Genomic DNA, 26,246 nt, shown 5'->3' on the forward strand with positions numbered 1-26,246 from the left:
ACGGGGGATGGCCGGCTGGGCGCTGGTGGTCGCTGCCGTGGTGTTCCTCGGGTGGTCCTCCTGGGCGGTCTGGCGGGACGGGGACCGTGCGCAGAGCGGGCCCGACCGTACTCGGGACGTCGTGCTGAAGAGTGCGCGGCAGCAGATCGCGGCGCTCAACACCATGGACCCCGCGCAGGTGGACGCGGGGCTGCGGGCGTGGCTGGACGCCTCCACCGGCCCCCTTCACGAGCAGCTCGAACGGGACGCCGCGCAGAACCGCGTGAAGATCGGACGATCGGAGACCAGCGCCGCGGCGACCGTGACCGGGGTCGCCGTCACCTCGCTCGACGTCCGGGCGGGCAAGGCGAAGGTCATCGCGTCCGTGCAGGTGAAGCTCACGTTGCGGGACGGCCCGCCGACGCTCCAGCGCAAGCGGTTCGAGGCCGGGACGGCGCGCACGGCGTCCGGGTGGAGGCTCGAATCGCTCACCGCGATACCGGCGGGTGCGCGATGAAGCGGCTGCTCGTGACCGCGCTCGCCGTCACCCTGCTCGCCCTGGCCCTCCGTCCCGCCGCCGGGCTGCTGCGCGAGGACGCGAACCCGCATGACGAGGCCGTGCTGGACGACGTCGCGACGACCGAGGTCATCGGCGACGTGTCGACGGCGCTCGGCAAGGTGTTCACCTACGGGCCGGACGACGTCGCCGCCACCGAGCAGGCCGCGAACAGCGACCTGTCCGGCGCCGCGCTCACGCAGTACCGGCGGCTGTTCGGGCAGGTGAAGCGGCAGGCGCCGGCGCAGCGCGTCGCGCTCACCACCCGCGTCGTCCGGGCGGGGGTCGTCTCGCTGAGCGGCGACACCGCACGCCTGCTCGTCTTCCTCGACCAGACCGCCACGCGCGCCGGGAAGGCCGGCGGGACGCCCGCCGCCGCGCAGCTCATCGTGACCGCGCACCGCGACCGCGGCCACTGGTCGATCACCGGCCTGGCGTCCGTATGAGGGGCAGAGCATGATCGACGACACGCCGCAGCGGACGGCGGCCGCCCTCCTCGTCCTCGCCGCGCTCTTCGCCGCCTGGGCCGGATGGTCCTGGTACGCGGCGGCGCACGACGACGGCTACGCCTACTCCCGGACGCGCGAGGAGGTCCTGCGGGCGGGGGAGCAGGCCGTCCAGAACCTCACCACGCTCGACTACCGCGACCTCGGGCCCGGCCTGAGAACGTGGCAGGACTCCACCACCAGCGACCTCCACCGGCAGATCACGCAGGGCCGCGCCGCGTTCGAGGAGCAGGTGAGGAAGGCGCGGACGATCACCAGGGCCCGCATCCTGGACGCCGCCGTCGCCGAGCTGGACGAGCGCTCCGGCAAGGCCCGCATCCTCGTCGCCGTCGAGATCACCGTGACGCCGCCGGACGGCGACCCCGTCACCAAGCAGAGCCGCCTCGTCGGCAAGGTCACCAGGACCCCGGCGGGCTGGAAGCTCAGCGAGCTGGGGCAGGCACCGGCGGAGGCGATGTGAACGCCGCGAGACCGCGCGCCGAGGCGACGTCTCCGATCGCGCTCGGCATCGTGGCCGTCCTGCTCGCCGTGTTCGGAGTGTGGGCGCTGGACCGGGCGGGCGCCGTGCGGGACGACCCGTCCGTCCGCAACACGGCCCTCACCGACGGCGCGGCGACCAGCGAGGTGAAGGGCGCCGTCGCGAACATGGTCGGCCAGGTCTTCTCGTTCGACTACACCGACCCGGCACGCACGCGGAAGGCCGCGAGCGCCGCGCTGACCGGCGATGCCGTGCGGCAGTACGAGGAGGTCTTCGCGAAGGTGCGGGAGGAGGCGCCGAAGGCGAAGACCGTCCTCAGCACGCGCGTCACCGACAGCGCCGTCACCGCGCTGACCGGCGACCGCGCCGCCGTGCTCGTCTTCGCCGACCAGCAGACCACCCGGACGAGCGACGGCACGAGCACCCACGCCCCGGCGATGCTCACCGTGACCGCCGTCCGCCGCGCCGGCGCGTGGAGGATAGCGGCGCTCGACACGTTCACCGCCCGCTGAGCGGGCATTCCCCGCGATCCGGCTTGACGCGGTCCATGAGACGTCCGTGAAAGAAATGGCGAACATGCGCGCTGCCTGGGCTTTTGTCAACTGACTCAATGAAACGGCGGCTAACAGGTTATTTCAGCGACAACCGCGATCGGAGGGCATCGGCAATCCTGGGGAAGTGCCCGCATCCCGGCGGGCGCTCGGCAGGGGGGAATGGCGAGTGGTGGCCACGGCATTGGACGTCCGCGCGTTCGAGGAGGTGCCGGAGTGGGTGGCGCGGCGGCTGCGGCCGCACGCGGACCGCGCGGCGGACGAGCTGCTGACCGAACTGCGCCGGGGCGACCCGCAGGTCGGCGAGGAGGAGGCCGGGCGGGCGCGGGCCGGGGTCGCCGCCGGGATCCGGCACTTCTGCGACCTCGTCGAGGACCCGGACGCCGGCTGGGAGCGGGTCTCGGCGTTCTACCTGCGGGTCGGGCGGCGGCTCGCGCGCGACGGCCGCGACCCCGTGGAGACGCACCAGGCGCTGCGCCGGTCGGCGTGCGTCGCGTGGCGGACGCTCGCCGCCGTCTCCGGCGACCTCGACCGCGCCGCGCTGAGCCTCGTCATGGACGCCCAGTTCAGCTACATGGACGCGGTCGCCGAGGTGATCGCCGCCGGGTACGCGGCCGAGGCCGCCGCCCGCGCGCGGCGGCGGCTCGCGCCGGTCGTGCGGCGGCACCGGGCCCGGCTGCTGCACCTGCTGCTCGCCGAGCCGCCCGCCGCCCCCGAGCACCTCGCCGCGGTCGCCGCGGAGGCGCGCTGGCCGCTGCCGGACGCGGTCGCCGCGGTCGCCGTCCGGCGGCGCCGGGACGGTGCCCTGCCCTGCGATCTGCCGGGCGAGCTGCCGGGCGACCTGCTGGCGGACCTCGGCGCGCCGGAGCCGTGCCTGGTCATCCCCGACCCGGGCCGGGCCGGCCGCGGCCGGCCGCCCGCGGCGCTGCTGCGCGACTGGGTGGTCGCGGTCGGCCCGGCGGTCCCGGTCGCGCGGGCCGCCGACTCGCTGCGCTGGGCGCGCGAGACGCTCGCGCTCGCCGTCCGCGGCGTCATCCCCGACGGCGGGCTGATCCGCAGCGCCGAGCACGTCCCGGTGCTGGTGATCTCGCGGGCCGGGGAGCTGATCGACGACGCGGCGGCGACCCGGCTGGCGCCGCTGGAGGCCGTCCCGCCGGCCCGCCGGGAAAGGCTCGCCGAAACGCTGCTGGCATTGCTGGAGCACAATTTCAACGCCGCCGACGCGAGCCGCCGGCTGCGTGTGCACCCGCAGACCGTCCGTTACCGGCTGCGCCATTTGCAGGACCTTTTCGGGGACGAGTTGCGCGACCCCAGGCGCTGCCTGGAAATGGAGCTGTTCCTGCATGCGCGCATGGTCAACCGCGCCGCCGCCGGCGGGGCGGGCGCCCGCTGATCCGCCTTTATCACCCGACTGATAAAAGCGTGGCCGGATCGTTGCGCCGCTTACATGGCGGACGGCACGGCGGAGGGCCACACTCGGGGCCCTCGTGTCCAGCGACGAAGGTGGTGTGCGATGTCCGGTGACGCCGACGACTTCGACGTGATCGTGGTGGGTTCGGGGTTCGGCGGCAGCGTCTCGGCGCTGCGGCTGGCCGAGAAGGGCTACCGCGTCGCCGTGATCGAGGCCGGCCGCCGCTTCGACGAGGACACGCTGCCGAAGACGTCGTGGCGGCTGCGCAAGTACGTGTGGGCTCCGCGCCTCGGCATGCGCGGGATCCAGCGCGTCCACCTGGTGGGCGGCAAGGCCGGCGTCCTGGTGCTGGCGGGGGCGGGCGTCGGCGGCGGCTCGCTCGTCTACGCGAACACCCTCTACGTCCCGCCGGAGCCGTTCTTCAAGGACCGCCAGTGGGGCCACATCACCGACTGGCAGGACGAGCTCAAGCCGTTCTACGACCAGGCGAGCCGCATGCTCGGCGTCACCGTGAACCCGCTGGTCACGCCCGCCGACGAGGCGATGAAGCGGGTCGCGGACCGGATGGGCGCCGGCGACACCTACCACCCGACCCCCGTCGGCGTGCTCTTCGGGGAGCGGCGGGGCGAGGACGCCGACGACCCGTACTTCGGCGGCGCCGGCCCGCGCCGGACGACCTGCACCGCCTGCGGCTCCTGCATGATCGGCTGCAAGGTCGGCGCGAAGAACATGCTCACCAAGAACTACCTGTACCTGGCGGAGAAGGCGGGCGTGCAGGTCATCCCGGACACGACCGTCACCTCGCTCACGCCCCGCCCGGACGGCGGCTACGAGGTGGAGACCGAGCACACCGGCCCGTTCCGCAAGCGCCGCCGGAGGCTGACCGCCGAGCACGTCGTCCTCGCCGCCGGGACCTACGGGACGCAGCGGCTCCTGCACCGCATGCGCGCCGCCGGCCGCCTCCCGCACCTGTCGCCCCGCCTCGGCGAACTCACCCGCACCAACTCCGAGGCGCTGCTCGGCGTCGAGCGGATGACCGTGTGGCACCGCAAGAAGGACGTCGACCACAGCACGGGCCTCGCGATCACCTCGTCCTTCCACCCGGACGAGAAGACCCACATCGAACCCACCCGCTACGGGGCGGGCAACAACGCGATGGGCGTCATCCGCACCCTCCTGGTCGACGGCGGCGGCGCGCCCCGCTGGCTGAAGTTCCTCGGCCAGTCCGCCCGGCACCCGACGATCATCCTGCGCGGCCTGTCCCTCAAGGACTGGGCCAAGCGGACGGTGATCGCGCTCGTCATGCAGACCGCCGACAACTCGATCACCGTCGGGGAGAGGCGGAGCCGCCTCGGCCGCCGCAGGCTGGTCGCGCGGCAGGGCGACGGCGAGCCGAACCCCACCTGGATCCCCGTCGCGCACGACGCCGTCCGGATGCTCGCCGAGGAACTCGGCGCCACCCCCGGCGGGACGTGGTTCGACCTGTTCAACATCCCGACGACCGCGCACTTCATCGGCGGCTGCGTCATCGGGGAGACCCCGGAGGACGGCGTGATCGACCCGTACCACCGCGTCCACGGGCACCCGGGCCTGCACATCGTGGACGGCTCGGCGGTCACCGCGAACCTCGGCGTCAACCCGTCCCTCACCATCACCGCCCAGGCCGAGCGCGCGATGGCGTTCTGGCCGAACCGCGGCGAGAAGGACCCGCGCCCCGCGCCGGGCGCCGCCTACCGGCGCGTCGACCCCGTCATGCCGGAACGGCCCGCCGTCCCCGCGACCGCTCCGGCCGCGCTCCGGTTGTCATAGTCAGATGATCGATATATAAAGATCGCATGTCCAAACCGATGCAGGAACCGACGTTCCTGGTCCTCACCGCGCTCGCGGACGGGCCCCAGCACGGGTACGGGATCATGTCCGACGTCGAGCAGATCTCCGCCGGGCGGACCCGGCTGCGCGCCGGCACCCTCTACGCCGCGCTGGACCGGCTGCGGGGCGAGGGGCTGATCGCCGCCGACCGCGAGGAGGTCGTGGACGGCCGGCTCCGCCGCTACTACCGGCTCACCGACGGCGGCGCCGCCGCGCTCGCCGCCGAGGTCGAGGCGCTGCACCGCCGCACGGAGATCGCCGCCCGCCGCCTCGCCGCCCTGCCGCGCCTCGGCGGCGGCGCCGCCCCGGCCCTCGGGGGGCTCGGATGAGCGCGCTCGAAGACCGCTACCGGCGGCTGCTCGCCTGCTATCCGGCCGACCACCGCGCGGAGCACGAGGACGAGATGCTGGACGTCCTGATGGCCGGGGCCCGCCCCGGGCAGGCGCGGCCGTCCCTCGCCGACACCGCCGACCTGCTGTACGGGGCGGTCCGGATCCGGGTGCGCCGCGCCGCCCGCGGCGGCACCGGGTCGCCCTGGCCGGGCGCGCTCGCCGCGGCCGGGTTCCTGGCGATGCTCGTGATCGTGGGGGACGGGCTGCGGTTCCTGCTCAACGTCCCGCACTCGGCGGCGGTCATCGCCGAACTGCTCGACGAGGGCGTGCCACTGCCCGGCCAGCTCGCCCACCACTTCGGCACCGCGCCGTACTGGCTCGCGTGGGCGGTCATCGCGGCACTGGCCTGGCGCGGGCCGCGCCGGCTCGCCGCCCGTGCCGCGTGCGCGGTCACCGGCGCCCAGGCCGTCCTCGTCCTCTACGGGACGACCCTGCCGGACGCGCCCGGCGCGTGGCGCGTGGTCGCGCTGACGAGCGTCCTCCCGCTCGCGCTGCTGGCCACCGCGTCGCTGGTCGCGTCCCCCGGCCCCCGGCACGGCGCCCGCCTGCTCGGGCGCGCCCGCGTCGCCCTCGTCACGGCCATGGCCGCCGTCGTGGTCCCGGTCATGTCGGCGCTGCTCTTCACGCTCGTCCACCAGGGCGACCTCGGCCCGATGAGGTTCGACGACGTCCACGGGCTGGTGGCGTTCTCGCAGAACTGGCAGTGGCTGCGCTTCGGCCTCGTCCTCGCGGCCGCCGTCGTCGGCGCCGCCGCGCTGGCGCGCACCCGGCAGGGCCGCCGGGCGTGCGCGCTCGTGGCGACCGCCGGCGCGCCGCTGCTCATCGCCGTCAGCCCCTACCACCCGGGGGTGACCGGCGACCTCCCGGCCACCGCCGTGCTGCTGGCGAAGTGCCTGCTCGGCTTCGCCCTGCCGATGCTGGTCGTCCGGCTCGCGGAACTCCCCACCCGCAGACGCCTCCCGACGTAGCCCCACGCCGTTGATCTGCGGCGTGTTGTTGTTATGAGCGCGTCGAAAACAACAACACGCCGCAGATCAACGGAGGTGGGCTAGTCCTCGGGCTCCTCGGGCGGCGTGCGGTGGGTGGCCTGGTGGACGCGGACGGCCAGGATCGCGCGGGCGAACCGGCCGGCCAGCTCGCCGTCCATCTCGTCCGGGATCTGGTCGACGCCGATCAGCCCGCCCGGCTTCGCGACGACCGCGGCCGCGTCGCCCACCCGCACGCCGCGGCCGTCGTCGAGGTCCTCCATGGACGGCAGGTCCAGCGCCGCCCGCAGCGTGTCCTGCAGCGCGCGGACGGTCGCCGCGTCGCGGTCGATGCGGACCTCGGCGGCGTCGGCCCGCTCCTCGGCGGCGTCCGCGCGCTGCTCGGCCCGGTCGGCGCGCGCCATCGCGGCGAGGATGCGGTCCTCCGCCGAGTCGGCGAGCTGCTCGGCGCGCTTGGCGCGGACGGCCTGCTCCTCCGCCCGTCCCGTGGCGGCGTTCCGCTCCACCGTCAGCCCCGCGACCTCGCCCTGGACGACGCTCAGCTCCGCCCGCAGCCGCCGCTCGGCGTCCGCGGCGGCCTCCAGCTTGGCGCGCGCCTCGGCCAGCTCGGCCCGCACGTCGGCGAGGTCGCCGCGTGCGGCGGCCAGCGCGCTCTGCTCGGCCGACAGCCGGGTCGCGAGGTCGTCGCGCTCGCGCTCGGCGTCGCCGCGGGCCTGGTGCTCGGTGCTCCACGCCGCCTCGGCGCGCTTGCGCAGCCCCTCGGCGTGCGCGGCCTCGTTCGCGGACGTGGCGCGGGCCTGCTGGTGAGCGCCCGCCTCCTTCCACGCACTGGCCTCGCTCTCCTGGGCCGCCGCGATGCTCGCCTTCGCGGCCGCGAGCGCCTTCTCGGACTCCGCGCGGACCTCGGCGGTCTCCTGCCGGGCCTCCTCGGCGCGGGCCTCGGCCTCCGCGGCGCGCGCGTCCGCGTCCAGCGACTGCTTGCGGGCGCCGCTCGCCTCGGCGAGGGCCCGCTCGGCGTCGTCGAGGACCTTGCGCACCTCGCCGTCCAGCCGGTCGCCCAGCGCGGCGGCCAGCGTGCCGAGCTGCGCCACCAGCCCGGAGAGCCGCTCGACCTCCTGGCCGAACGCGCGGACCGGCCCCGGGTCGACCTGAGTACCCGCCGTCGTATCGCGCTCCACGGCCACCTCCGCCGGTTCGTCCCGGCCGGACCCGCCGGAACCGTGGTCCGGCAGCTGGAGCGGCGCCGTGAGCAGGCTCTCGTCCGGGACCTCTTGATCTTCGCGCACGCGAGCATCCTAGTGAAACGTCCCGTTTTGCACCTCCCCCTCGCGCCCCCGAACCGCGGAACCGCCCGGCCCAGACTTGGACGACTCCTTATCTTGACTCATTCAAGAAAATGGGCCAGTCTGTGTCGCGTGGCAACGCCCTTGGAGTTCCGGGAGATGCTGCGGGGGGCTCACCTGCGGGTGACCCGGCCGCGGCTCGCGGTGCTGCGCGCGGTGCACGGGCACCCGCACGCCGACACCGACTCGCTCATCGGGGCCGTGCGCGAGGAACTCCCGGCGGTGTCCCACCAGGCCGTGTACGACTCGCTGCGCGTGCTGACCACGGCGGGGCTGGTGCGGCGCATCCAGCCCTCCGGCTCCGTGGCGCGCTACGAGTCGCGGACCGGCGACAACCACCACCACGTCGTCTGCCGGTCCTGCGGCGCCATCGCCGACGTCGACTGCGCCGTCGGCGAAGCCCCCTGCCTGACCGCCTCCGACGACCGGGGCTTCTCGATAGAGGAGGCCGAGGTCGTCTACTGGGGCCTGTGTCCCGCCTGTCCACCCGAATCGACCCCTGCTTCGTCCTGGAAGGAAGCACATGGCTGAGAACAACGAGAGCGCCGGCGGCTGCCCGGTCGTGCACAGCACGCGCGCCCCGCACCCGACCCAGGGCGGCGGCAACCGCGGCTGGTGGCCGAACCGGCTCAACCTGCGGGTCCTGGCCCCGCAGCCGTCCGAGACCAACCCCTACGGGGAGGAGTTCGACTACGCCGAGGCGTTCAACGGCCTCGACCTGCCCGCGGTGAAGGCCGACATCGCCGCGCTGCTCACCGACTCGCAGGACTGGTGGCCGGCCGACTTCGGCAACTACGGCCCGCTCATGATCCGGATGGCCTGGCACAGCGCCGGCACCTACCGCATCCACGACGGCCGCGGCGGTGGCGGCGGTGGCCAGCAGCGCTTCGCGCCGCTCAACAGCTGGCCGGACAACGTCCTGCTCGACCGCGCCCGCCGCCTGCTCTGGCCGGTCAAGAAGAAGTACGGCAAGAGCCTCTCCTGGGCCGACCTCTACATCCTCGCCGGCAACGTCGCCCTCGAGTCGATGGGCTTCAAGACGTTCGGGTTCGGCGGCGGACGCGAGGACGTCTACGCCCCCGACGAGAACGTCTACTGGGGCCCCGAGCAGGAATGGCTCGCCGACGAGCGCTACACCGGCGACCGCGACCTGGAGAACCCGCTCGCCGCCGTCCAGATGGGCCTCATCTACGTCAACCCCGAGGGCCCGAACGGCAACCCGGACCCGATCGCCGCGGCCCGCGACATCCGCGAGACGTTCCGCCGGATGGCGATGAACGACGAGGAGACCGTCGCGCTGATCGCCGGCGGCCACACCTTCGGCAAGACCCACGGCGCCGACCCGCACGCCAACGTCGGTCCCGAGCCGGAGGCCGCCCCGCTGGAGCAGATGGGCCTCGGCTGGAAGGGCACCTACGGCACCGGCAAGGGCGACGACGCGATGGGCTCCGGCCTGGAGGTCACCTGGACCGACACGCCCACCACCTGGGACAACAGCTTCTGGGAGATCCTGTTCGGCTACGAGTGGGAGCTGTTCAAGAGCCCCGCGGGCGCCTGGCAGTGGCGGCCGAAGGACGGCGCCGGCGCCGGCACCATCCCGCTGGCCCACTCCGACGGCCGGACCCACCCGACGATGCTCACGACGGACCTGTCGCTGCGCTTCGACCCGATCTACGGGCCGATCTCGCAGCGGTTCAAGGACAACCCCGACGAGTTCGCCGACGCCTTCGCCCGCGCCTGGTACAAGCTGACGCACCGCGACATGGGCCCGGTCGTCCGCTACCTCGGCCCCGAGGTCCCGGACGAGGAGCTCATCTGGCAGGACCCGGTGCCCGCCGTCGACCACGAACTCGTCGACGACGCGGACATCGCCGACCTCAAGCAGCGGGTCCTCGCCTCCGGCCTGACGGTGCAGCAGCTGGTCACCACCGCCTGGGCGTCGGCCGCGTCGTTCCGCGGCAGCGACAAGCGCGGCGGCGCCAACGGGGCCCGCATCCGCCTGGAGCCGCAGAGCGGGTGGGAGGTCAACGAGCCCGACGAGCTGGCGCAGGTGCTGCGCACGCTGGAGGGCGTCCGGGAGGCGTTCAACTCCGCCCAGACCGGCGGCAAAAAGATCTCGATCGCCGACCTGATCGTCCTCGCCGGCTGCGCGGGCGTCGAGAAGGCCGCGAAGGACGCCGGCCACGACGTCACGGTGCCGTTCACGCCGGGGCGCACCGACGCCTCGCAGGAGCAGACCGACGTCGAGTCGTTCGCCGAGATGGAGCCGACGCACGACGGGTTCCGCAACTACCTCGGCAAGGGCAACCGCCTGCCGGCCGAGTTCCTGCTCCTCGACCGGGCGCAGCTGCTGAACCTCACCGCGCCGGAGATGACGGTGCTCGTCGGCGGCCTGCGGGCCATCGGCACGAACTACCGGCAGTCCAAGCTGGGCGTGCTCACCGACCGGCCCGGCGCGCTGACCACCGACTTCTTCGTGAACATGCTCGACATGAACATCACGTGGGAGCCGACGTCCGAGGACGCCGAGACCTTCGAGGGCCGCGACGCCTCCGGCGAGGTCAAGTGGACCGGCAGCCGCGTCGACCTGCTGTTCGGCTCGAACTCCGAGCTGCGCGCGGTCGCCGAGGTCTACGGGGCCGACGACGCGAAGGAGAAGTTCGTGCGCGACTTCGTCGCCGCGTGGGACAAGGTGATGAACCTGGACCGCTTCGACCTCGCGTGACCCGCTCGTCCAGGCCGGTCCGGTTCCCGGGCCGGCCTGGACGCCGTCCCGTCACGGACGGCAGTTCGGGCACAGCCCCCAGAACGTGACATCGGCCTCGTCGACGAGGTAGCCGGCCTCGTCGACCGGCTCCAGGCAGGGCGCGTGCCCCACGACGCAGTCGACGTCCCGCATGGCCCCGCAGTTGCGGCAGACCAGGTGGTGGTGGTTGTCGCCGACGCGTCCCTCGAACCGCGCCGGGCTGTCGCCCGGCTGGATGCGCCGCACGAGCCCCGCCGCCGTGAGCGCGTGCAGCGCCTCGTACACGGCCTGCAGCGAGATGTGCCCGACCCGGTCGCGGACCCCGCCGGCGATCGTTTCGACGTCGAGGTGGTCCCCGGCCCGGACGGTCTCCAGCAGCGCGACACGGGCGGCCGTCACCCGCAGCCCGACCCCGCGCAGCTCGTCGGCGATGCCCTGCGACGCGGTCATGCCCCACCTCTAGACGCGAACGATTCCCGACAACGAATGACAAAAGTGTAATCGAGGCCCCCTATCCCCTTGAAAACCCGCACCCGTCATTTCGCTCGCTTTGCCGAATGGGCAAGCTTCGCGGGCTTCGGCGCCGTGTCCGCTTAGCGTGGCGGTATGACCCACTCAGCGCACGGCCACGGCGGGCACCACGGGCACGGGCACGCCGCCGACGACCAAGCCGACATCCTCGACCTCGACGCGGAAGTGCTCGCCGAGCACACCGCGTCCATCATCGAGTGGCTGCCGTTCAAGGAGAGCCCCCGCCAGATCGTGGACCTGGGCTGCGGAACCGGCGCCGGCACCCTCGCCCTCCTCGCGCGCTTCCCCGACGCGCATGTGACCGCCGTCGACTCCTCGCCCGACCACCTGCACCGCCTGCGCGAGAAGGCCCACACGAGTGGCCTGGACGACCGCGTCCGCACCGTCCGGGCCGACCTCGACACCGAGTGGCCGGACCTCGGCAGGCCGGACCTGGTGTGGGCGTCGGCGTCCATGCACCACATGGCCGACCCCGACCGGACGCTGCGCCAGGTCCACGGCATGCTCGCGCCGGGCGGCCTGTTCGCCGTCGTCGAACTGGCCGACTTCCCCCGCTTCCTCCCGGAGGACGCCCCCGAGGACCGCCCCGGCCTGGAGGAACGCTGCCACGCCGCGAGCGACCGCCACCACGCCGAGCACGTCCCCTACCGCGGCGCCGACTGGGGCCCCAAGCTGACCGCGGCCGGCTTCACCGTCGAAGGCGAACGCACGATCACCGTCAGCACCGGCCACTCCGAAGCGGTGGCCCGCTACGCGCTCAGCGCCCTCCAGCGCATGCGCGGCAGGGTCGCCGACGCCCTCTCGTCCGAAGACCTGGCCGCCCTGGACCGCCTCCTCGACCCGAGCGCCCCCGAAGGCATCCTGAACCGCGACGACCTGACCATCCGCACCGAACGCACCACCTGGGCCGCCCGCCGCCCCTGACCACTCCCGGGGCCTGGTCATGTACGTACATCGTGCGCACAGGACCTTGCAGTGTACGTACATTGTCTGTACCCTTGGTATCCAGAGGGTACGGAGGATGATCATGGCCAGTCACAGCGGCGATTCCGAGGCACAGGCGCGCCAAACGCGCCTCAACCTCCGCGCGAGTGAACGGCAGGACGCGCTCATCCGGATGGCGGCGCAGGCCACGAACAAGACGGTGACGGCCTTCATCCTCGACAGTGCGAGTTCGGCGGCTGAGCAGGTATTGGCCGATCGGCGCTGGTTCATGCTCGATGACGCGGCATGGGACGCCTTCCAGGACGCCTTGGAACGGCCGGCCGTGGTCAAGCCGCGCTTGACCGAACTCCTGTCCGAGGAACCGGACCTCTTCGAGGACTGACCCGCGCATGTTCTCGAAACCGCACAAGCTGACAGCGCAGGACGATGTCCAAGGCTTCGACTGCGGCCGGCCCGACCTCGACGGCTGGCTCGAGAAATACGCCTTGGTCAATCAGAAGGCCGGAATGGCGACCGTGTTCGCCACCTCGTCCGAGAACAGGGTGGTCGGCTACTACGCGTTGGCAACCGGTGGCGTTGAGAGGGCCAACGCCCCGGAACGTGTCGTCCGGGGCGTTCCCGCCCACCCGGTCCCGGTCATCCTCCTGACGCGGCTCGCCGTGGACTCCACGGTCCAGGGCAAGGGTCTCGGCAGGGCCTTGCTGAGGGACGCGCTGGTCCGAGTGGCGAACGCCGCGGAGGAGATCGGCGTGCGGGCGTTGCTGATCCACGCCAAGGACGACCAGGCGAAGAGGTTCTACATGCGCAACGGGGAATTCGAACCGTCGCCTACGGACCCTCTCCACCTGTTCCTGCTGATGAAGGACTTGCGGAAGGCATTGCGAACCGGGTGACGCGGGCCTTCCGCCGCGCCCAGCGGCCGGTGGCGCCGCGCGACAACTCGAGTTCTGCCCCGAGATGAGCGGCCCACCGCCGCACGTCGGTGTTCTCGACGCTCCAGCCGTCCCCGCCCTGCACCCACAGGTAGACCGACCCGGCCTCCGACGCCGTGGTGTAAGCCAGTTCGCACGCGTCGAACGCCGCCTGGACGTTGCCAAGGAGCGCTTCGGTCAGCGCCAGGTTGCACAGGGCGACCTCGGGCCGCCGCGTGTCGCGTGCGAGGGCGTTCATGAACGCCGCCCGCGCCCTCTCGGGTTCGTCCACCAGGATGCAGAACGCGTGGTTCTGCTGCAGGGTCAGGTCGGACGGCCTCAGCCTGCGCGCCCCGTCCAGGAGGGCGGCGGCCGCCTTGCGCTGCCCCTCCTCCAGGAGCGCCACCGCCTGGCCGGTCAGCGAGGTCATCGTCGCAGGGTCGATGGCGTCGCCGCCGGCGACCGCCCGATCGGCGAGTGCGGTGGCGACGTCCTCCCGTGCCAGATCGCCTGGATGTACCCGCCGGGCGATATCGCCTCGCCGGCGTCGCCGCGGAAGAACGCACGCCATCGCGCGGCATGTTGGTCATCGCCTCGTGGTTCGTCCGAGAACTCCAGGCGCTCCAGCCATCCGGCGAGCGTGAGCTTCATGGTCTCCGCGAGCCCGCGCCGTACGACCTGGTCGGGGTCGAGGCCCCGGCAGCCGAGCGCGCCCAGAGCGGACGTGGCGTCAACGAGACGCCGCAGGTTGAGGGTGCCGTCGTCGAGCAGAGGATGAGTCTGTGCGACGTCCACGAGCACCTGGAGCAGGGACGAGGTGTGCCAGAGCACGTGCGGTGTGGGGCCGGTCTCACCGAGCAGCAGTCCACGGGCGTCGAAGGTCCGGGCGGCCGGCGCGGCGGCGCGGCCGTGCCTGAGAGCGGACGCGAGTACCTCGCGGCACTCTTCGCGGCAGGTGGGCGTACCGTCCCGCTCGACGGGGTAGGGGCAGTCGCGATGCCTGCGGGCGGGGTCACAGGCATCGACGTACCGCACGAGCGAGACGATCTTGAGTTCGGCGTCGGGAAAGCCCATCCGGCCATTGTGTCAATGCGCGGATGGATTTCGCGGGGAGCCGATGGCTCCGGATGTGGTCAGGCCTTGGTGGTGGTTATGGGCTTGCCTAGGGCGCTGCCGTTGGCCCACTTGGTGAACGGTAGTTGCCAGTAGCCCCAGCCGTTCGTCCACTGGAGGTTGCGCTTGGTGCCGGTGATCTTGACGATGTCGCCGCGGTAGGACCAGTGGAAGAACCACTGGGCGTCGGCGGCGGGGGAGCGGACGCAGCCGTGGCTGCAGTTGCGGTTGCCGAGGCAGGACGGGTCGTCCATGTTCTGGTGGATGTACTCGCCGCTGTTGGAGATGCGGGTCGCCCACGGGACCTTCTCGTCGTACCAGCCGGGGTCGCCCTTCTTCTTGCCCGGCGGGCGCATGCGCTCCAGGCGGACGTGGTCCATGGTGAGGTGGACGCCGCTGGTGGTGAGCAGGTGGTCGACGCCGTCGCGCTGGACGTCGCCGCCGACGCCGAGGCTGACGCCCCAGTTGCGGACGGTGCGGCCGTTCTTCTTGACGGTGAGCCGGTGCGTGTTGGCGTTGATGCTGACGACGTGGGAGTCGCCGATCTTGAAGGTGTGGGTGACGTCCTTGTCGCCAAAGACGTCGTCGCCGATCTTCAGGCCGGCGTAGTGGACGGTGACGGTGACGCGCTGGCGGGGCTTCCACGGGTGCTTCGGGCGGAACACCATCGAGGGGAGGCCGTTGAAGGACTCGCCGGCGCTCAGCCAGCGCCAGGCGCCCTCGGTGGGGGTGGTCGAGGAGATCTCGGTGGCGCGCTCGATGAGCGGCTTGGCCTTGTCGGGGACGGCCTTGTTGAACTGGACGAAGATCGGCATGCCGGTGCCGACCGTCTCGTTCTGGCTCGGGACGACGTTGTTGACGCGGGTGGCGGCCGTGGCGCGGCTGGTGCGGAACGCGCTGGTCGCGGTGGTCGACTTGCCCTTCGGGGACGTGGCGGTGGCCGACACCTGGTAGCGGCCGCCGGGCTGCAGCGTCCAGGTGGACTGCCACTTCGTCTTGTCGGCCGACAGCTTGCCGGGGACGTCCTCGCCCTTCAGCTTGACGGAGACGGCGCCGAGCGCGCCGCCGGTCGCGGTGACGGTCACGCCCTCGTCGGGGCGGGCCTTGCCGTTGCCGTCCGCCGGGGTGATGGTCACCTGGGGCGTGCCGTCGTCGCCGCCCTTCGCGGTGACGCCGCCGGTCTCCCCGTCGCCGCCGCCGCATGCGGCCGCCAGTCCCAGGACCAGCGCCAGCACCAACGCCTTTCCTCGCACCGTTCTCCTTCACAAGCCCGCCGGGCCCGCGGGTCGCGGGACGGCAACAAGATCGCTTACGGAACGGCCCTTTATTCCCGTCCCGTCCGAGGGCGGGGCGGCGCGTGTGGCGGCGTCCGATCACGTAGGACGTCCATCGTCCCCCGAAGGTTCGCCGCCGGGGGACGATTCGGCGGATCTTTCGTGGTCCGCTGACGCTCGGGGCGCTCCGTCGATCTTCTCTTCAAGACTGTGGTGAGGCCGGTTAAAAGCGGCGGTCCCCGCGCTGACCTGTTGCGATGCTGGACCGTGGCCGCCAGCGACGGCCCCCGCCAGATGAGTTCTCGGCTGTGAAGGGACCCGCGCGATGAGAGCCCAGGGGCTGAGTCCTTCCATCGACTCGGGCGCCGGCGCCGCGGACCTCGTGCCGGCCGCCGCCGGTGTGCTGGTCCCCGCCGGGCGCGGCGCGCGGACGCTCGCCGACCTCTGCCCGGCGTGCGTCGCCGTGGTGGACGGCTGGGCGATGGCCGTCGGCGTCTCCATGTCGCGGGGCGGGATGCTCGCGGGGCTCGCCGCGCTGGGCGTGGTCGCGTTCAACGCCGCCGGCGGGCTCTACCGGACGCGCCGCAGCCCGTCGCTGCTGGCCGACGCGCCGGCGCTCCTCGCCCGGATGCTCGTGGTCGGCGCGGTCGTCGCGGTGCTGCTGCCGCATCCGGTGACGGCGCTGCTGTGGGCGGTCGCGGTGTCCGCGTCGATGTCGCTCGGCTTCCGGGTGTTCATGAACGCCGCCGTCCGGACCTACCGGTGCCGCCGCGCCCGGCCGCGTCCGGCGCTCGTCGTCGGGACGGGCGGGACGGCCGCGCACATGGTCGACATCCTGCGGGACCGCACCGAGTTCGGCCTGGCGGCGATCGGGCAGGTGGCGGCGGGACGTCCCGCGTCGACGCCGGTGCTCGGCGAGACGTCCGACCTCCCGGCGCTGGTGGAGGAGTACTCGGTCGACACGCTCGTCGTCGTCGCCGAGGACGTGCACCCCGACCAGTTGGACGCCGTGCTGCGCATGTCGTTCGGGCTGCCGTGCGAGACGCTGCTCGTCCAGCCGCCGTCGCACGTGGTGCCGGTGGCGCCGGTGCGGCGCGAGTACCTCGCCGGGCTGCCGTGCGCGCGGGTCGACTGGCGGCTCCGCGACCCCGCCGCCCGGCGCGCGAAGCGGGCCCTGGACGTCGTGGTGGCGTGCCTGCTGCTGGTCGTCGCGGCGCCCGTCCTCGCCGTGTGCGCGCTGGCCGTGCGGCTGGAGGGCGGCCCCGGCGTGCTGTTCCGGCAGCGGCGGATCGGGCTCGGCGGCGAGGAGTTCGTGCTGCTGAAGTTCCGCACGCTGAAGCCGGTGGACGAGGAGGAGTCCGACACCCGCTGGACGGTCAAGAACGACGCCCGGATGGGGCGGGTCGGCCGCTTCCTCCGCAACACGTCGCTGGACGAGCTCCCGCAGCTGTGGAACGTCGTCCGCGGCGACATGAGCCTCGTCGGGCCGCGTCCCGAACGCCCCCATTTCGTGGAGCAGTTCGCCCGCACCTGCCCCGGCTACATGCTGCGGCACCGCGTCCCGGTCGGGATGACGGGGTGGGCGCAGGTCCACGGGTTCCGCGGCGACACGTCGATCGAGCTGCGGGCGCGGCTCGACAACCACTACATCGACCACTGGACGTTCGCCGGCGACCTGAAGATCCTGCTGCTGACCGCGCGGGCCATGCTCTGCCGGGACGCCGGATGACCGTCCTCGCCCCGCCGCTCGCACCGAGCCGGGAGCCGAGGCGGGCGAGCAGGCCCCCCCGGCCGAGCCTGCTGAACCGGCCGAGCTGGCTGATCGCCGCGACGGTGGCGAGCGTCGGCATCCCGCCGGGCGCGGAGGCGTTCGGCCCCGGCGTGCAGGTCACCGCCGGCGACGTCGCGAGCTGCGCGCTCGTCGCGGTCGCCGCGTTCCTGCTGGCCATCGAGCGGGTCGAGCTGCCGCGCGCGGCGTTCTGGGCGTTCGCGCCGCTGGTCGCGGGCCTCGGGATCAGCACCGTGCATTCGCCGGACATCGGGTCGAGCATGGTCGGGTTCGTCCGCGACCTGCAGGTCTTCGTGCTGGTGCCGCTGGCCGTCGTGCTGCTCGTCCGGGACCGCCGCGACCTCGCGATCGTCCTCGCGTCGGTGCTCGGCCTCGGGCTGGCGGAGGCCGGGTACGGGATCTGGCAGTCGGCCACCGGCAACGGCGCGTCGATGGGCGGGGAGAACATCCGCGCCGTCGGCACGTTCGGCGCCCTGGACGTGATGGCGATGTCGATCGTCGCGGGGTTCGCGTTCCTCATCCTGACCGCGTTCGCGCTGACCGCGCCGGGCCGCGGCCCGGCCGCCGTCCCGGCCGCGCTGGCCGGGCTCGCCGTGCTGGCCGGCGCGCTCACGCTCGCGCTGAGCCGCGGGACGTGGCTCGCGCTCGGCGCCGCCGCCGTCCTCACCCTGGCCGTCTTCAGCCGCTGGACGGCCGTGAAGGTGCTGACCTGCTGCGCCGCGCTGATGGTGATGATGCTCGCGGTGCTGGGCGGCGGCGGGCAGGCCGTCGTCGAGCGGTCCAAGTCGATGGCGTCCTCGATCAGCCATCCCGACCAGTCGGTGGACGACCGGTACACCCTGTGGGCCGCCGCCGTCCGGATCTGGGAGGACCACCCCGTCACCGGCGTCGGCGTGAAGAACTTCCCGGCCTACCGCGACACCTACGCCACGATCGAACTGTCGTCGGGCAGCGAGACCGCCGACCCCGTGAACGGGTACACGCGGCAGCCGCTGCTGTCGCCGCACAACGAGTACCTGCTGTTCCTGTCCGAGCAGGGCATCGTCGGCTTCGCCGGGTTCGCCGCGCTGATCGCCGCGCTCGTCGCCGGGCTGTGGACGCGCCGCCGCGTCCGCGACCCGCTGTGGCTCGCGAGCCTCGGCCTGCTGGCGTTCCTGCTCGTCAACTTCCTGTACGCGGACCTCGGCGGGCCGACCTGCGCGCTCACCGCGATCGTCGTCGGCGCGGTCGCCGCCCGCGCGTTCGGGGCGGTGCGGGAATGACCGGCGGCGGGATGAACTCCGTCGGGCGCGCCGCCGCGCTGTCGGGCGTGCTCATCGCGGCGGGCACCGGGCTCGGCTTCGCCCGCGACCTCGTGATGGCGCACATGTTCGGCGCGAGCCGCAGCACCGACGCGTTCCTCGTCGCCTGGACGATCCCCGAGACCGTGTCGCCGCTGCTCATCGAGGACGCGATGGCGCTGCTCATGGTCCCCGCCGTCACCCGGCTCCTCGCGCGCGGCGACGGCCTGCGCCCGCTCGCGGGCTCGACGCTGCCGCGCATGGTGCTCGGCCTGTCGCTGATCACCGTCACGCTCATCGCCGCCGCCCCGGTCGTGGTGGACGTCCTCGCGCCCGGCCTGGACGAGAGCGCCGCGGCCGTCCAGTGCGTCCGGCTGACCGCGATCACCGTGGTGACGTTCGGCGTCGCCGGCTTCATGAGCGCGGCGCTGCGCGCCCACCACCGGTTCGGCCCGCCCGCCGCCATCTACCTCGCCTACAACGTGGGCATCCTCGCGCTGATCGCGGGCCTGTCCGGCGTCGTCGGGATCACCAGCGCGGCCGTCGGCGTCGCCGCCGGCAGCCTGCTGATGATCGCCGTCCAGGCCCCGGCGTTCGCCCGCTGCCTGCGCGACAGCCCGCCCGTGCGGGCCCTGGGCGGGGACGGCGTCGAATGGCGGCTCGGGATCGCGGCGGTGGCGCCCGTCGTCGTCTACACGGTCACGCGGCAGTCGCAGGTGTTCGTCGAGCGCTTCCTGGGCTCGGAACTGGCCGCGGGCTCCATCTCGCACCTGAACTACGCGCAGAAGGTCGCGCAGGTCCCGATGGTGCTGTCGCTGCTGATCGTGACGGTGACGTTCCCGAGGCTCGCGCGGGCGTCCGCGGACGGCGACACCTGGCAGGTCGCACGCCGCATCCGGCAGGACCTCGTGATCGCCAGCACGATGGTGCTGGGCGCGAGCGCGTTCCTCATCGCGTTCGCGCCGGCCGTCATCGCGCTGCTGTTCCAGCACGGCGAGTTCACGGCGGACGACACGGCGAGCACCGCGTCCATCATGCGGATCTACGCGCTCGGGCTGTGGGGGCAGTCGGCGGTCGGCCTCGCCGCCCGCGCGTTCTTCGCGCAGCGGCGGCCGACCTGGCGCCCGGCGCGGGTGCTGTGCCTCGGCCTCGTGGTGACCGCCGCGATCGGCGGCGCCTTCGCCGCGTCCGCCGGGACGCTCGCGCTCGCCGCCGCGAACGCCGCCGGGATCACGCTCGCCGCCGTGCTGCTGCTCGGCGGGCTGCGGCGCGGCATCGCGCCGGTCTCGCCGCGCCGGATCGCCGCCGACGTGTCCCGGCTGGTGCTCGCCGCCGCCGGGGCCTGCGCGGCGGGCGGCCTCACCGCGCACGCCGCCGCCGGGCTGCCGCCGCTCGTCCTGCTCGCGGTGGGCGGCCTCGTGACCACCGCCGTCTTCGCGGTCCTGATCGTCCTGGCGGGACCGGACCTCGTTGCTCCATGGATCGCTTTGCGGTCGCGCCGCAGCGTGCGCGGCCGGACCGAATCGGGGGAGACCAGTGAGCCAGCCGACCGAGCCGGCGGGAACCGCGCAGCCGGCCAGAACCACCGAACCGCACCCGGCGGAGGAGATCCGGCCGGTCCCGCTGGTGCTGATGTACCACTCGGTCGACCACGTCGATGAGGACCCGTACCTGATCACGGTGTCGCCGGGGCGGTTCGAGCGCCAGCTCGCCTGGCTGCGGGCGCGCGGGCTGCGCGGCGTCGCCATGGCCGAGCTGCTGGACGCGCACGCCGCCGGACGGGCCCGCGGCCTCGTCGGGCTGACGTTCGACGACGGCTACGCCGACTTCGCGACCCGGGCCGTCCCCGCGCTGCTGCGGTACGGGTTCGGCGCGACCGTCTACGTCGTGTCGGGGCGGATCGGCACCTACAACGCCTGGGACGCCGACGGCCCCCGCAAGCCGCTCATGACGGCCGACCAGATCCGGACCGTCGCGGGCGCCGGCATGGAGGTCGCCTCGCACGGCCGCCACCACGTGTCCCTCCCCGAGACCGACGACACCGAACTCCGCGAGGAACTGGAGGAGAGCCGCGCCGCGCTGGAGGACATCGTCCAGGCGCCGGTCACCGGCTTCGCCTACCCCTACGGGCACGCCACCGCCCGCGAGGTCGAGGCGGTGCGGGCCGCCGGATACGACCACGCGTGCGACATCCGGCCCGAGGAGCCGTCCCGGCACGCGCTGCCGCGCACCTACATCGGCGACCGGGACGGGCCGCTGCGGCTGCGGGTCAAGCTCGTCCGGCACGAGCTGCGGCGCCGGAGCCACGTGTGACCCGCGTCCTGCACGTCATCACCGGGCTGGAGCACGGCGGCGCCGAACGCCAGCTCGCGCTGCTGCTGCGCCACCTGCCGGTCGCGTGCGAGGTCGCGACGCTCACCCGCACCGGCACGCTCGGCGCCGAGATCCGCCGGACCGGGGTGCCCGTCCACGAGATCGGTATGCGCGGCAACCGCGACCTCGCCGCGCTGCCCCGGCTCGCGCGGCTCATCCGGCGCGGCCGGTACGACGTCGTCCACACCCACCTGTACCGGGCGTGCGTCTACGGGCGGATCGCCGCGCGCCTCGCCGGGACGGCCCGCGTCATCGCCACCGAGCACTCGCTCGGGGACGGGCACATCGAGGGGCGCGCGACGACGCGCGGCGTCCGGGCGCTGTACCGGGCGACCGAGCGGCTCGGGCACGCGACGATCGCGGTGTCGCCGACGGTCGCCGCCCGGCTGCGCGGCTGGGGCGTGCGGCCCGGCCGGATCGCCGTGATCCCGAACGGCATCGACGCCGCCGCGTTCGCGTTCGACGCCGCCCGCCGCGCCGCGACCCGCCGCCGGCTCGGCATCGGCCCGGACGAGCCGGTCGTCGGCGGGGTCGGGCGGCTCGTGCCGACCAAGCGGTTCGACCTGCTGATCGAGGCGGCCGCCCGGCTGGACGGCGCCCGGCTGCTGCTCGTCGGCGCCGGGCCGATGCGCGGCGCGCTGGAGCGGCTCGCGCACGAGCTCCGCGTCCCGGTGGTGTTCACCGGCGGGACGTCGGACGTCGCCGGCGCGCTCGCCGCGATGGACGTGCTCGCCGCGCCGTCCGTCCAGGAGACGTTCGGGCTCGGTGTGCTGGAGGCCCTCGCCGCCGGGCTGCCCGTCCGCTACACCGCCTGCCCCGCGCTCGACGACCTCCCGCCCGGCGAGGCCCCCGGCGCCCGCCGCCTCCCCACCGACGCCGCGGTCTGGAGCGCGGAACTCGCCCGCGCCCTGGCCGGGGACCGCGCCGGCGACCGGGACCGGACGCGCGTGCCGCCCGTCGTCGCCCGCTACGACATCGCCCGGCAGGCCGCCGAGCTCGCCCGGCTGTACCTGCCCGAGCCGGCCGCCCGCGGGGTTGTTCCGCTACGAGAAAGGGCTCAAGATGCCGCAACCTGAACCGAAACCGAAGGGCGGGGCGCTGGACGCCGCCGTCCGGCGCCTGCGCGGGCCGGTCACCGCGTTCCTGCGGCGGTTCGGCCCGGCCCTGGCGTTCGTGCTGGCCGGCCTCCTCGGCGGGCTCGGCTACGGCCTGCTCGCCCCCACCACCTACACCGCGACCGCGTTCGTCCTGGTCGTGGACGCCGGGGACGGGCAGTCCGGCCCCGCGGCGGTCAGCTTCGCGCAGGCGTACGGGCGGCTCGCACCGCTCCCCGAGACCCTGGAGCACTCCTCGATCCCGCTGCCGCGGCACGCCGCGGGCGGCACCCGCGAGCACATCCAGGCGTCCACCTCGCCGGACACGCCGCTGATCCGGCTGGCCGGCAGCGCCCGGACGCCCCGCGACGCCGCCGCGTTCGCCAACGCCGCCGCCGACGCGCTCGTCCGGTACGGGGCGCAGCACCGCGCCGACACCGGCGTCCGCGTCGCGCTGATGACGCTCGCCGAGCCGCCGGCCGTCCCGTCGTCGCCGAACCTGCTGCTGGACGTCGCCGCCGGGACCGCCGCGGGCGTCCTGCTCGCCGGGCTCAGCGCCGCCGTGCTGAGCGGTCGGCGCGGTGCCCGGCGCGACGCGGCGGCCCGGCACGCGGCCGTCCCCGCACCGGCCGCCGCCCCGCCGGCCGCCGCTCCGGTCGCCGCTCCGGTCGCCGAACCGGCGAAGGGCGAGCCGGCGGACGCCGAGCGCGCGGAGGTGACGTCATGACCGCGATCGCGCCCGTCCGGCTCGCGACCCCGGCCGTCGAATGGTCGGTCGAGGTGCACCGGGACGAGCAGGCGCTCGTCGGCCTCGCGGACGAGCTGCGCGACCTGTACGACCGCAGCCCGGCCGCGACGCCCTTCCAGACCTACGAGTGGATCAGGGCGTGGTGGGGCTGGTACGGGACGCGCGGGCGGCTGCGCCTCGCGCTCGTCCGGTGCCGGGGCCGGCTCGTCGCGGCGGCGCCGCTGATGGCGGGCGTCCGGTACGGGTTCCCGGTGCTGGTCCCGCTGGCCGCCGAGCAGAGCGACTTCACCGACTTCCTCCTCGACCCCGTGTACGCCGACGGCGCCGTCCCGCACCTCGCGCGGGCCCTGCTGGACGAGCGCGGATGGTGCGCCCTCGACCTGTGCGAGGTCCGCCCCGGCTCGGTGGCGCACCTGGTCGCCGCGCGGTGGCCGCGCCGGACGTGGCGGACGCCGTCGTCGGTGTGCCTCGAACTCCCGGCCGGCGGCATCGACGACGTCCTCGGCCGGCTGCCGCGCCGCACCGCCGGGAAGATGCGCGCCAAGCTCCGCAAGGTCGACGTGCGCGGCATCACGGCCGAGAGCACCCCGCCGGAGCGGGCGGCGGAGGCCGTCCACGCCCTGCTCGACCTGCACGCCCTCCAGTGGGCGGGCCGTCCGATCAACCCCGAGCACACGCGGGAGCGGTTCCGCCGGCACCTGGCCGAGGCCGCGCCCGGGATGGTCCGCGACGGGCGCGCCGCCATCATACGGTACACCTGGGACGACCGGCTCGTCGCCAGCGACCTGGTGCTCATCGGCCACCGGTACGTCGGCGCCTACCTGTACGGCGCGATCCCGGACCTGCGCGCCTGCGTGGACGTCTCGCTGATGATGCTGCGGCAGAACCTCGCCATCGCGCGGGACCGGCACCGGCAGGGCGTCAGCCTGCTGCGCGGCGACGAGCCGTACAAGCTGAAATGGCGGCCGACGCCCGTCCGCAACGAGCGGATCATCCTCGGGCGGTCCGCGGCGGCCGCCGCGTTCGCCGGCCTCGCGCAGGCCCGCGGGTACGTGTCGGCACGGCGGCACCGCGGGCAGGAAGGCCATGGCTGAGCCGCTGCGGGTGCTGCACGTCAGCCAGCCCAACGCCGGCGGGGTCGCGGTGTACGTCGGGCAGGCGGCCATGGACCAGCGCAGGCGCGGCTGGAGCGTCGCGGTGGCGTGCCCGCCGGGCGGCGACCTGCCCGAGCGGTGCATGGCGGCCGGCGTCCCGTGGCTCAACTGGGACGCCGCGCGGACCCCCGGCCCCGGCGTCCTGGCGGAGGCGCTCCGCCTCCGGCGGGTGGTCGCGACGTTCGCGCCCGACATCGTCCACCTGCACTCCTCGAAGGCGGGCCTGGCCGGGCGGCTGCTGCGCCGCCCGTGCGGCACGCCCACGCTGTTCCAGCCGCACGGCTGGTCGTGGCTCGCCGCCACCGGGCGGCAGGCCGCGTGCAGCCGCCGCTGGGAGCGGCTCGCCGCGCGCTGGAGCGACGCGCTCGTCTGCGTCGGCGCGGGGGAGCAGGCCCAGGGCCTGGACGCGCGCGTGCGCGGCGCGTACCGGCTCGTCCGCAACGGCGTCGACCTGGCCCGGTTCACCCCGGCGGACGGCGCGGACCGGCTCACCGCGCGCATCCGGCTCGGGCTGGCCGCCGGGGTGCCGCTCGCCGTGTGCGTGGGCCGGGTGACCCGGCAGAAGGCGCAGGACGTCCTGGTCGCGGCCTGGCCGGCGGTGACCGAGCGCTGCCCGTCCGCCGTGCTCGCGATCATCGGGGACGGCGACGACCTGGCGCGGCTGCGGCGCGAACGGGTGCCCGGTGTCCGGTTCGTCCCGGCGGTGGACGACACCCGCGACTGGCTGGCCGCGTCGAACGTCGTCGCCCTGCCGTCCCGGTGGGAGGGGCTGCCGCTGACGGCGCTGGAGGCGCTCGCCATGGGCCGCCCCATCGTCGGGACGGACATCCCCGGGATCGCGGAGATCGTCGCGCCGGGCACGGGCGCGCTCGTGCCCGTGGAGGACCCCGCCGCGCTCGCCGCGGAGATCGCCGCGCGCCTCGAACGCCCCGACGCCGCCGGGCGGGAGGGGCGCGCGGGCGCCGCCGCGTCGGCCGCCTACGACCTGTCGGGGACCCTGGAGCTCCTCGCCGCCGTCACCCGCGAGGTGGCCGGAGGCTCCCCCGACGAGGGCCGGGTGGACGCGCGGGCCGTGGCGGGCGGGTTCGTCCACGCGGGCCTCGCCGGAGTCGGGTCGGCGGGCGGCGCCGTCGCCGGTGCCGTGGGGGCCGGTGCGGTGGGGGCCGGTGCGGTGGGAGCCGGCGCGGTCGGCGGCGGCACCGCGGGCGCGCCCGGTGCCGGTTTGAACGGCCCGTGCGGCGACGCCGGCGGCGGGGCGGTCACGCCGCCGAACAGCTCGCGGTAGGCGGCGGACGACCGCGGATTGCCGCCGCACGACCAGACCCCGTGCGGGCAGTAGTCGGTGATCGACTGGTACACGACATCGTGCGACATGATCCACTCATGCATTCCCCGAATATATTCGGGGTTGTCGGAATTGCGGAACAGGCCCCATTCCGGGAACGAGATGCGCTTGCCGTGCGCGGCCGCGAAATCGGCCTGCGCGCGCAGCCCGTACGGCTCGTTCACGTAATCGTCAAACGACTTGCCCGGTGGTTGGTCATAAGTGTCGGAGCCGATGATGTCGACGACGTCGTCACCCGGATAGCACTCCGTCCACGGAACCGCGTCCCGGCCCCGCGTCGGCGCGAAATCGAATCGGAAATGCGCGCCCGGCACCGAGCGCATGGTCGCGACGATCCGCCTCCAGTACGCCTTCCACGCGCGGGGATTCGGCGCGCACCGGCCGCCGTAGGTGTCCCCGTTCATCTCCCAGCCGAGGACGATCACCGCGTCGCCCGCGCCCAGCCTCACCAGCCGCCGGGACAGGATCCGGTAGTGCGCGTCGAAGGCGCCCGACGCGCCGCCGCGCAGCAGCGAGTCCAGCACCGACACCGGGATCCACGCCTCGTTGGGGGCCATCATCGGCACATTTATCACCAGCAGCCGGCGCGAATCGGCCGCCTTCCAGCGGGCCCACGGCGTGAGCAGCCCGTGCGGGCCCTCGATCTCGTGCCAGTCGTCGCCCGGCAGGTAGGTGCGGCCGACCGTGACGGTCGAGCCGAGCCACCGCTGGAACCGGCCGACCCGGGCCACCCCCTCCGCACCGGAGCCCAGAAATGCGCCCAAGGGCACATAGGACGGTGATCTCTGAATCGCCTGCGGTTGCAGCCAGGTCACCATCGTGGACGCCGCGAGCAGGACCACGATGGCGAACGCGGCCAGAAGCGGAGGGAG

The 26,246-nt window shown here is 74.1% G+C and carries 26 protein-coding genes and 1 pseudogene; 21 read left to right on the top strand and 6 right to left on the bottom strand.

Annotated features, from left to right (window positions below; all coding sequences use genetic code 11):
- Positions 1-7: 7 nt before the first annotated feature.
- The 8 genes from ABFX46_RS12385 to ABFX46_RS12420 all read left to right on the top strand — a co-directional run bounded on the left by ABFX46_RS12385 (position 8) and on the right by ABFX46_RS12420 (position 6,710).
- Positions 8-496, top strand: coding sequence for a hypothetical protein (locus ABFX46_RS12385; protein WP_346041970.1), 489 nt, complete (start codon positions 8-10; stop codon positions 494-496).
- Positions 493-981 carry a hypothetical protein gene (locus ABFX46_RS12390; protein ID WP_346041971.1) on the top strand — a complete coding sequence of 163 codons (489 nt, stop codon included), beginning with the start codon at positions 493-495 and terminating at the stop codon, positions 979-981. Before ABFX46_RS12385 ends, ABFX46_RS12390 begins: the two co-directional genes overlap by 4 nt.
- 10 nt (positions 982-991) lie before the next feature.
- A complete protein-coding gene (locus tag ABFX46_RS12395; RefSeq protein WP_346041973.1) occupies positions 992-1,501 on the top strand; it encodes a hypothetical protein in 510 nt (169 codons plus the stop codon).
- Positions 1,498-2,031, top strand: a complete 534-nt coding sequence (locus ABFX46_RS12400) for a hypothetical protein (protein WP_346041974.1) — start codon at positions 1,498-1,500, stop codon at positions 2,029-2,031. Before ABFX46_RS12395 ends, ABFX46_RS12400 begins: the two co-directional genes overlap by 4 nt.
- 211 nt (positions 2,032-2,242) lie before the next feature.
- On the top strand, positions 2,243-3,463 hold the full coding sequence (locus ABFX46_RS12405) for a PucR-like N-terminal domain-containing protein (protein WP_346041976.1): 1,221 nt from the start codon (positions 2,243-2,245) through the stop codon (positions 3,461-3,463).
- A gap of 120 nt (positions 3,464-3,583) precedes the next feature.
- Positions 3,584-5,290 carry an FAD-dependent oxidoreductase gene (locus ABFX46_RS12410; protein WP_346041977.1) on the top strand — a complete coding sequence of 569 codons (1,707 nt, stop codon included), beginning with the start codon at positions 3,584-3,586 and terminating at the stop codon, positions 5,288-5,290.
- A gap of 26 nt (positions 5,291-5,316) precedes the next feature.
- Positions 5,317-5,679 carry a PadR family transcriptional regulator gene (locus ABFX46_RS12415; protein ID WP_346041979.1) on the top strand — a complete coding sequence of 121 codons (363 nt, stop codon included), beginning with the start codon at positions 5,317-5,319 and terminating at the stop codon, positions 5,677-5,679.
- Positions 5,676-6,710: a hypothetical protein gene (locus ABFX46_RS12420; RefSeq protein WP_346041980.1), complete on the top strand. Its 1,035-nt coding sequence runs from the start codon at positions 5,676-5,678 to the stop codon at positions 6,708-6,710. Before ABFX46_RS12415 ends, ABFX46_RS12420 begins: the two co-directional genes overlap by 4 nt.
- Before the next feature lie 80 nt (positions 6,711-6,790).
- Here ABFX46_RS12420 and ABFX46_RS12425 read toward each other — a convergent pair whose 3' ends face one another.
- On the bottom strand, positions 6,791-8,014 hold the full coding sequence (locus tag ABFX46_RS12425) for a coiled-coil domain-containing protein (protein ID WP_346041982.1): 1,224 nt from the start codon (positions 8,012-8,014) through the stop codon (positions 6,791-6,793).
- 156 nt (positions 8,015-8,170) lie between these two features.
- Here ABFX46_RS12425 and ABFX46_RS12430 point away from each other — a divergent pair, with 156 nt between their 5' ends.
- Both ABFX46_RS12430 and katG read left to right on the top strand, forming a co-directional pair.
- Complete coding sequence (locus tag ABFX46_RS12430) at positions 8,171-8,602, top strand: Fur family transcriptional regulator (RefSeq protein WP_428831246.1); 432 nt, start codon at positions 8,171-8,173, stop codon at positions 8,600-8,602.
- The gene (katG, locus tag ABFX46_RS12435) at positions 8,595-10,796 is read left to right on the top strand and encodes a catalase/peroxidase HPI (protein WP_346041984.1); all 2,202 of its coding nucleotides are present in this window, start codon (positions 8,595-8,597) and stop codon (positions 10,794-10,796) included. Before ABFX46_RS12430 ends, katG begins: the two co-directional genes overlap by 8 nt.
- Positions 10,797-10,847: 51 nt before the next feature.
- Here the strand turns inward: katG and ABFX46_RS12440 are convergent, their stop codons facing one another.
- The gene (locus ABFX46_RS12440) at positions 10,848-11,267 is read right to left on the bottom strand and encodes a Fur family transcriptional regulator (protein ID WP_346041986.1); all 420 of its coding nucleotides are present in this window, start codon (positions 11,265-11,267) and stop codon (positions 10,848-10,850) included.
- A gap of 156 nt (positions 11,268-11,423) precedes the next feature.
- On the opposite strand from ABFX46_RS12440, the gene ABFX46_RS12445 reads away from it, so the two are divergent.
- The 3 genes from ABFX46_RS12445 (at position 11,424) to ABFX46_RS12455 (ending at position 13,186) form a co-directional block, all read left to right on the top strand.
- A complete protein-coding gene (locus ABFX46_RS12445; protein ID WP_346041988.1) occupies positions 11,424-12,272 on the top strand; it encodes a class I SAM-dependent methyltransferase in 849 nt (282 codons plus the stop codon).
- Between the two features lie 103 nt (positions 12,273-12,375).
- Positions 12,376-12,675, top strand: coding sequence for a type II toxin-antitoxin system TacA family antitoxin (locus ABFX46_RS12450; RefSeq protein ID WP_346041989.1), 300 nt, complete (start codon positions 12,376-12,378; stop codon positions 12,673-12,675).
- A 7-nt stretch (positions 12,676-12,682) separates the two neighbouring features.
- Positions 12,683-13,186 (top strand): GNAT family N-acetyltransferase, encoded by a 504-nt coding sequence (locus tag ABFX46_RS12455; protein WP_346041990.1) that lies wholly within the window; start codon positions 12,683-12,685, stop codon positions 13,184-13,186.
- Here ABFX46_RS12455 and ABFX46_RS12460 read toward each other — a convergent pair.
- The 3 genes from ABFX46_RS12460 to ABFX46_RS12470 are packed head-to-tail and all read right to left on the bottom strand — an operon-like array spanning position 13,122 to position 15,570.
- Positions 13,122-13,634 carry a hypothetical protein gene (locus ABFX46_RS12460; RefSeq protein ID WP_346041992.1) on the bottom strand — a complete coding sequence of 171 codons (513 nt, stop codon included), beginning with the start codon at positions 13,632-13,634 and terminating at the stop codon, positions 13,122-13,124. The genes ABFX46_RS12455 and ABFX46_RS12460 overlap by 65 nt on opposite strands.
- Positions 13,631-14,278, bottom strand: a complete 648-nt coding sequence (locus ABFX46_RS12465) for a hypothetical protein (RefSeq protein ID WP_346041994.1) — start codon at positions 14,276-14,278, stop codon at positions 13,631-13,633. The genes ABFX46_RS12460 and ABFX46_RS12465 overlap by 4 nt, the downstream gene beginning before the upstream one ends.
- A 59-nt stretch (positions 14,279-14,337) precedes the next feature.
- Positions 14,338-15,570 carry a L,D-transpeptidase gene (locus ABFX46_RS12470; RefSeq protein WP_346041995.1) on the bottom strand — a complete coding sequence of 411 codons (1,233 nt, stop codon included), beginning with the start codon at positions 15,568-15,570 and terminating at the stop codon, positions 14,338-14,340.
- A gap of 346 nt (positions 15,571-15,916) precedes the next feature.
- On the opposite strand from ABFX46_RS12470, the gene ABFX46_RS12475 reads away from it, so the two are divergent.
- The 8 genes and pseudogenes from ABFX46_RS12475 to ABFX46_RS12510 all read left to right on the top strand — a co-directional run.
- Complete coding sequence (locus ABFX46_RS12475) at positions 15,917-17,320, top strand: sugar transferase (RefSeq protein ID WP_346041996.1); 1,404 nt, start codon at positions 15,917-15,919, stop codon at positions 17,318-17,320.
- Complete coding sequence (locus ABFX46_RS12480) at positions 17,317-18,642, top strand: O-antigen ligase family protein (RefSeq protein WP_346041998.1); 1,326 nt, start codon at positions 17,317-17,319, stop codon at positions 18,640-18,642. The genes ABFX46_RS12475 and ABFX46_RS12480 overlap by 4 nt, the downstream gene beginning before the upstream one ends.
- 11 nt (positions 18,643-18,653) lie before the next feature.
- Positions 18,654-20,321: a lipid II flippase MurJ gene (locus tag ABFX46_RS12485; protein ID WP_346041999.1), complete on the top strand. Its 1,668-nt coding sequence runs from the start codon at positions 18,654-18,656 to the stop codon at positions 20,319-20,321.
- Positions 20,293-20,973: a polysaccharide deacetylase family protein gene (locus ABFX46_RS12490; RefSeq protein ID WP_346042148.1), complete on the top strand. Its 681-nt coding sequence runs from the start codon at positions 20,293-20,295 to the stop codon at positions 20,971-20,973. Before ABFX46_RS12485 ends, ABFX46_RS12490 begins: the two co-directional genes overlap by 29 nt.
- Complete coding sequence (locus ABFX46_RS12495; protein WP_346042000.1) at positions 20,970-22,109, top strand: glycosyltransferase; 1,140 nt, start codon at positions 20,970-20,972, stop codon at positions 22,107-22,109. Before ABFX46_RS12490 ends, ABFX46_RS12495 begins: the two co-directional genes overlap by 4 nt.
- Positions 22,096-22,854, top strand: coding sequence for a YveK family protein (locus ABFX46_RS12500; protein ID WP_346042001.1), 759 nt, complete (start codon positions 22,096-22,098; stop codon positions 22,852-22,854). The genes ABFX46_RS12495 and ABFX46_RS12500 overlap by 14 nt, the downstream gene beginning before the upstream one ends.
- On the top strand, positions 22,851-23,969 hold the full coding sequence (locus tag ABFX46_RS12505) for a GNAT family N-acetyltransferase (protein ID WP_346042003.1): 1,119 nt from the start codon (positions 22,851-22,853) through the stop codon (positions 23,967-23,969). The genes ABFX46_RS12500 and ABFX46_RS12505 overlap by 4 nt, the downstream gene beginning before the upstream one ends.
- Positions 23,962-24,954, top strand: a pseudogene (locus ABFX46_RS12510) (glycosyltransferase); the annotation flags it as partial. The gene ABFX46_RS12505 and the pseudogene ABFX46_RS12510, both read left to right, overlap by 8 nt.
- Positions 24,955-25,007: 53 nt before the next feature.
- Here ABFX46_RS12510 and ABFX46_RS43485 read toward each other — a convergent pair.
- Entirely contained in the window at positions 25,008-26,144 is a 1,137-nt protein-coding gene (locus ABFX46_RS43485; RefSeq protein ID WP_428831247.1) for a glycoside hydrolase family 26 protein, read from the bottom strand.
- Between the last annotated feature and the right edge of the window lie 102 nt (positions 26,145-26,246).

This window comes from Actinomadura chokoriensis (assembly GCF_039529475.1).
Taxonomy (GTDB): Bacteria; Actinomycetota; Actinomycetes; order Streptosporangiales; family Streptosporangiaceae; genus Spirillospora; species Spirillospora bangladeshensis.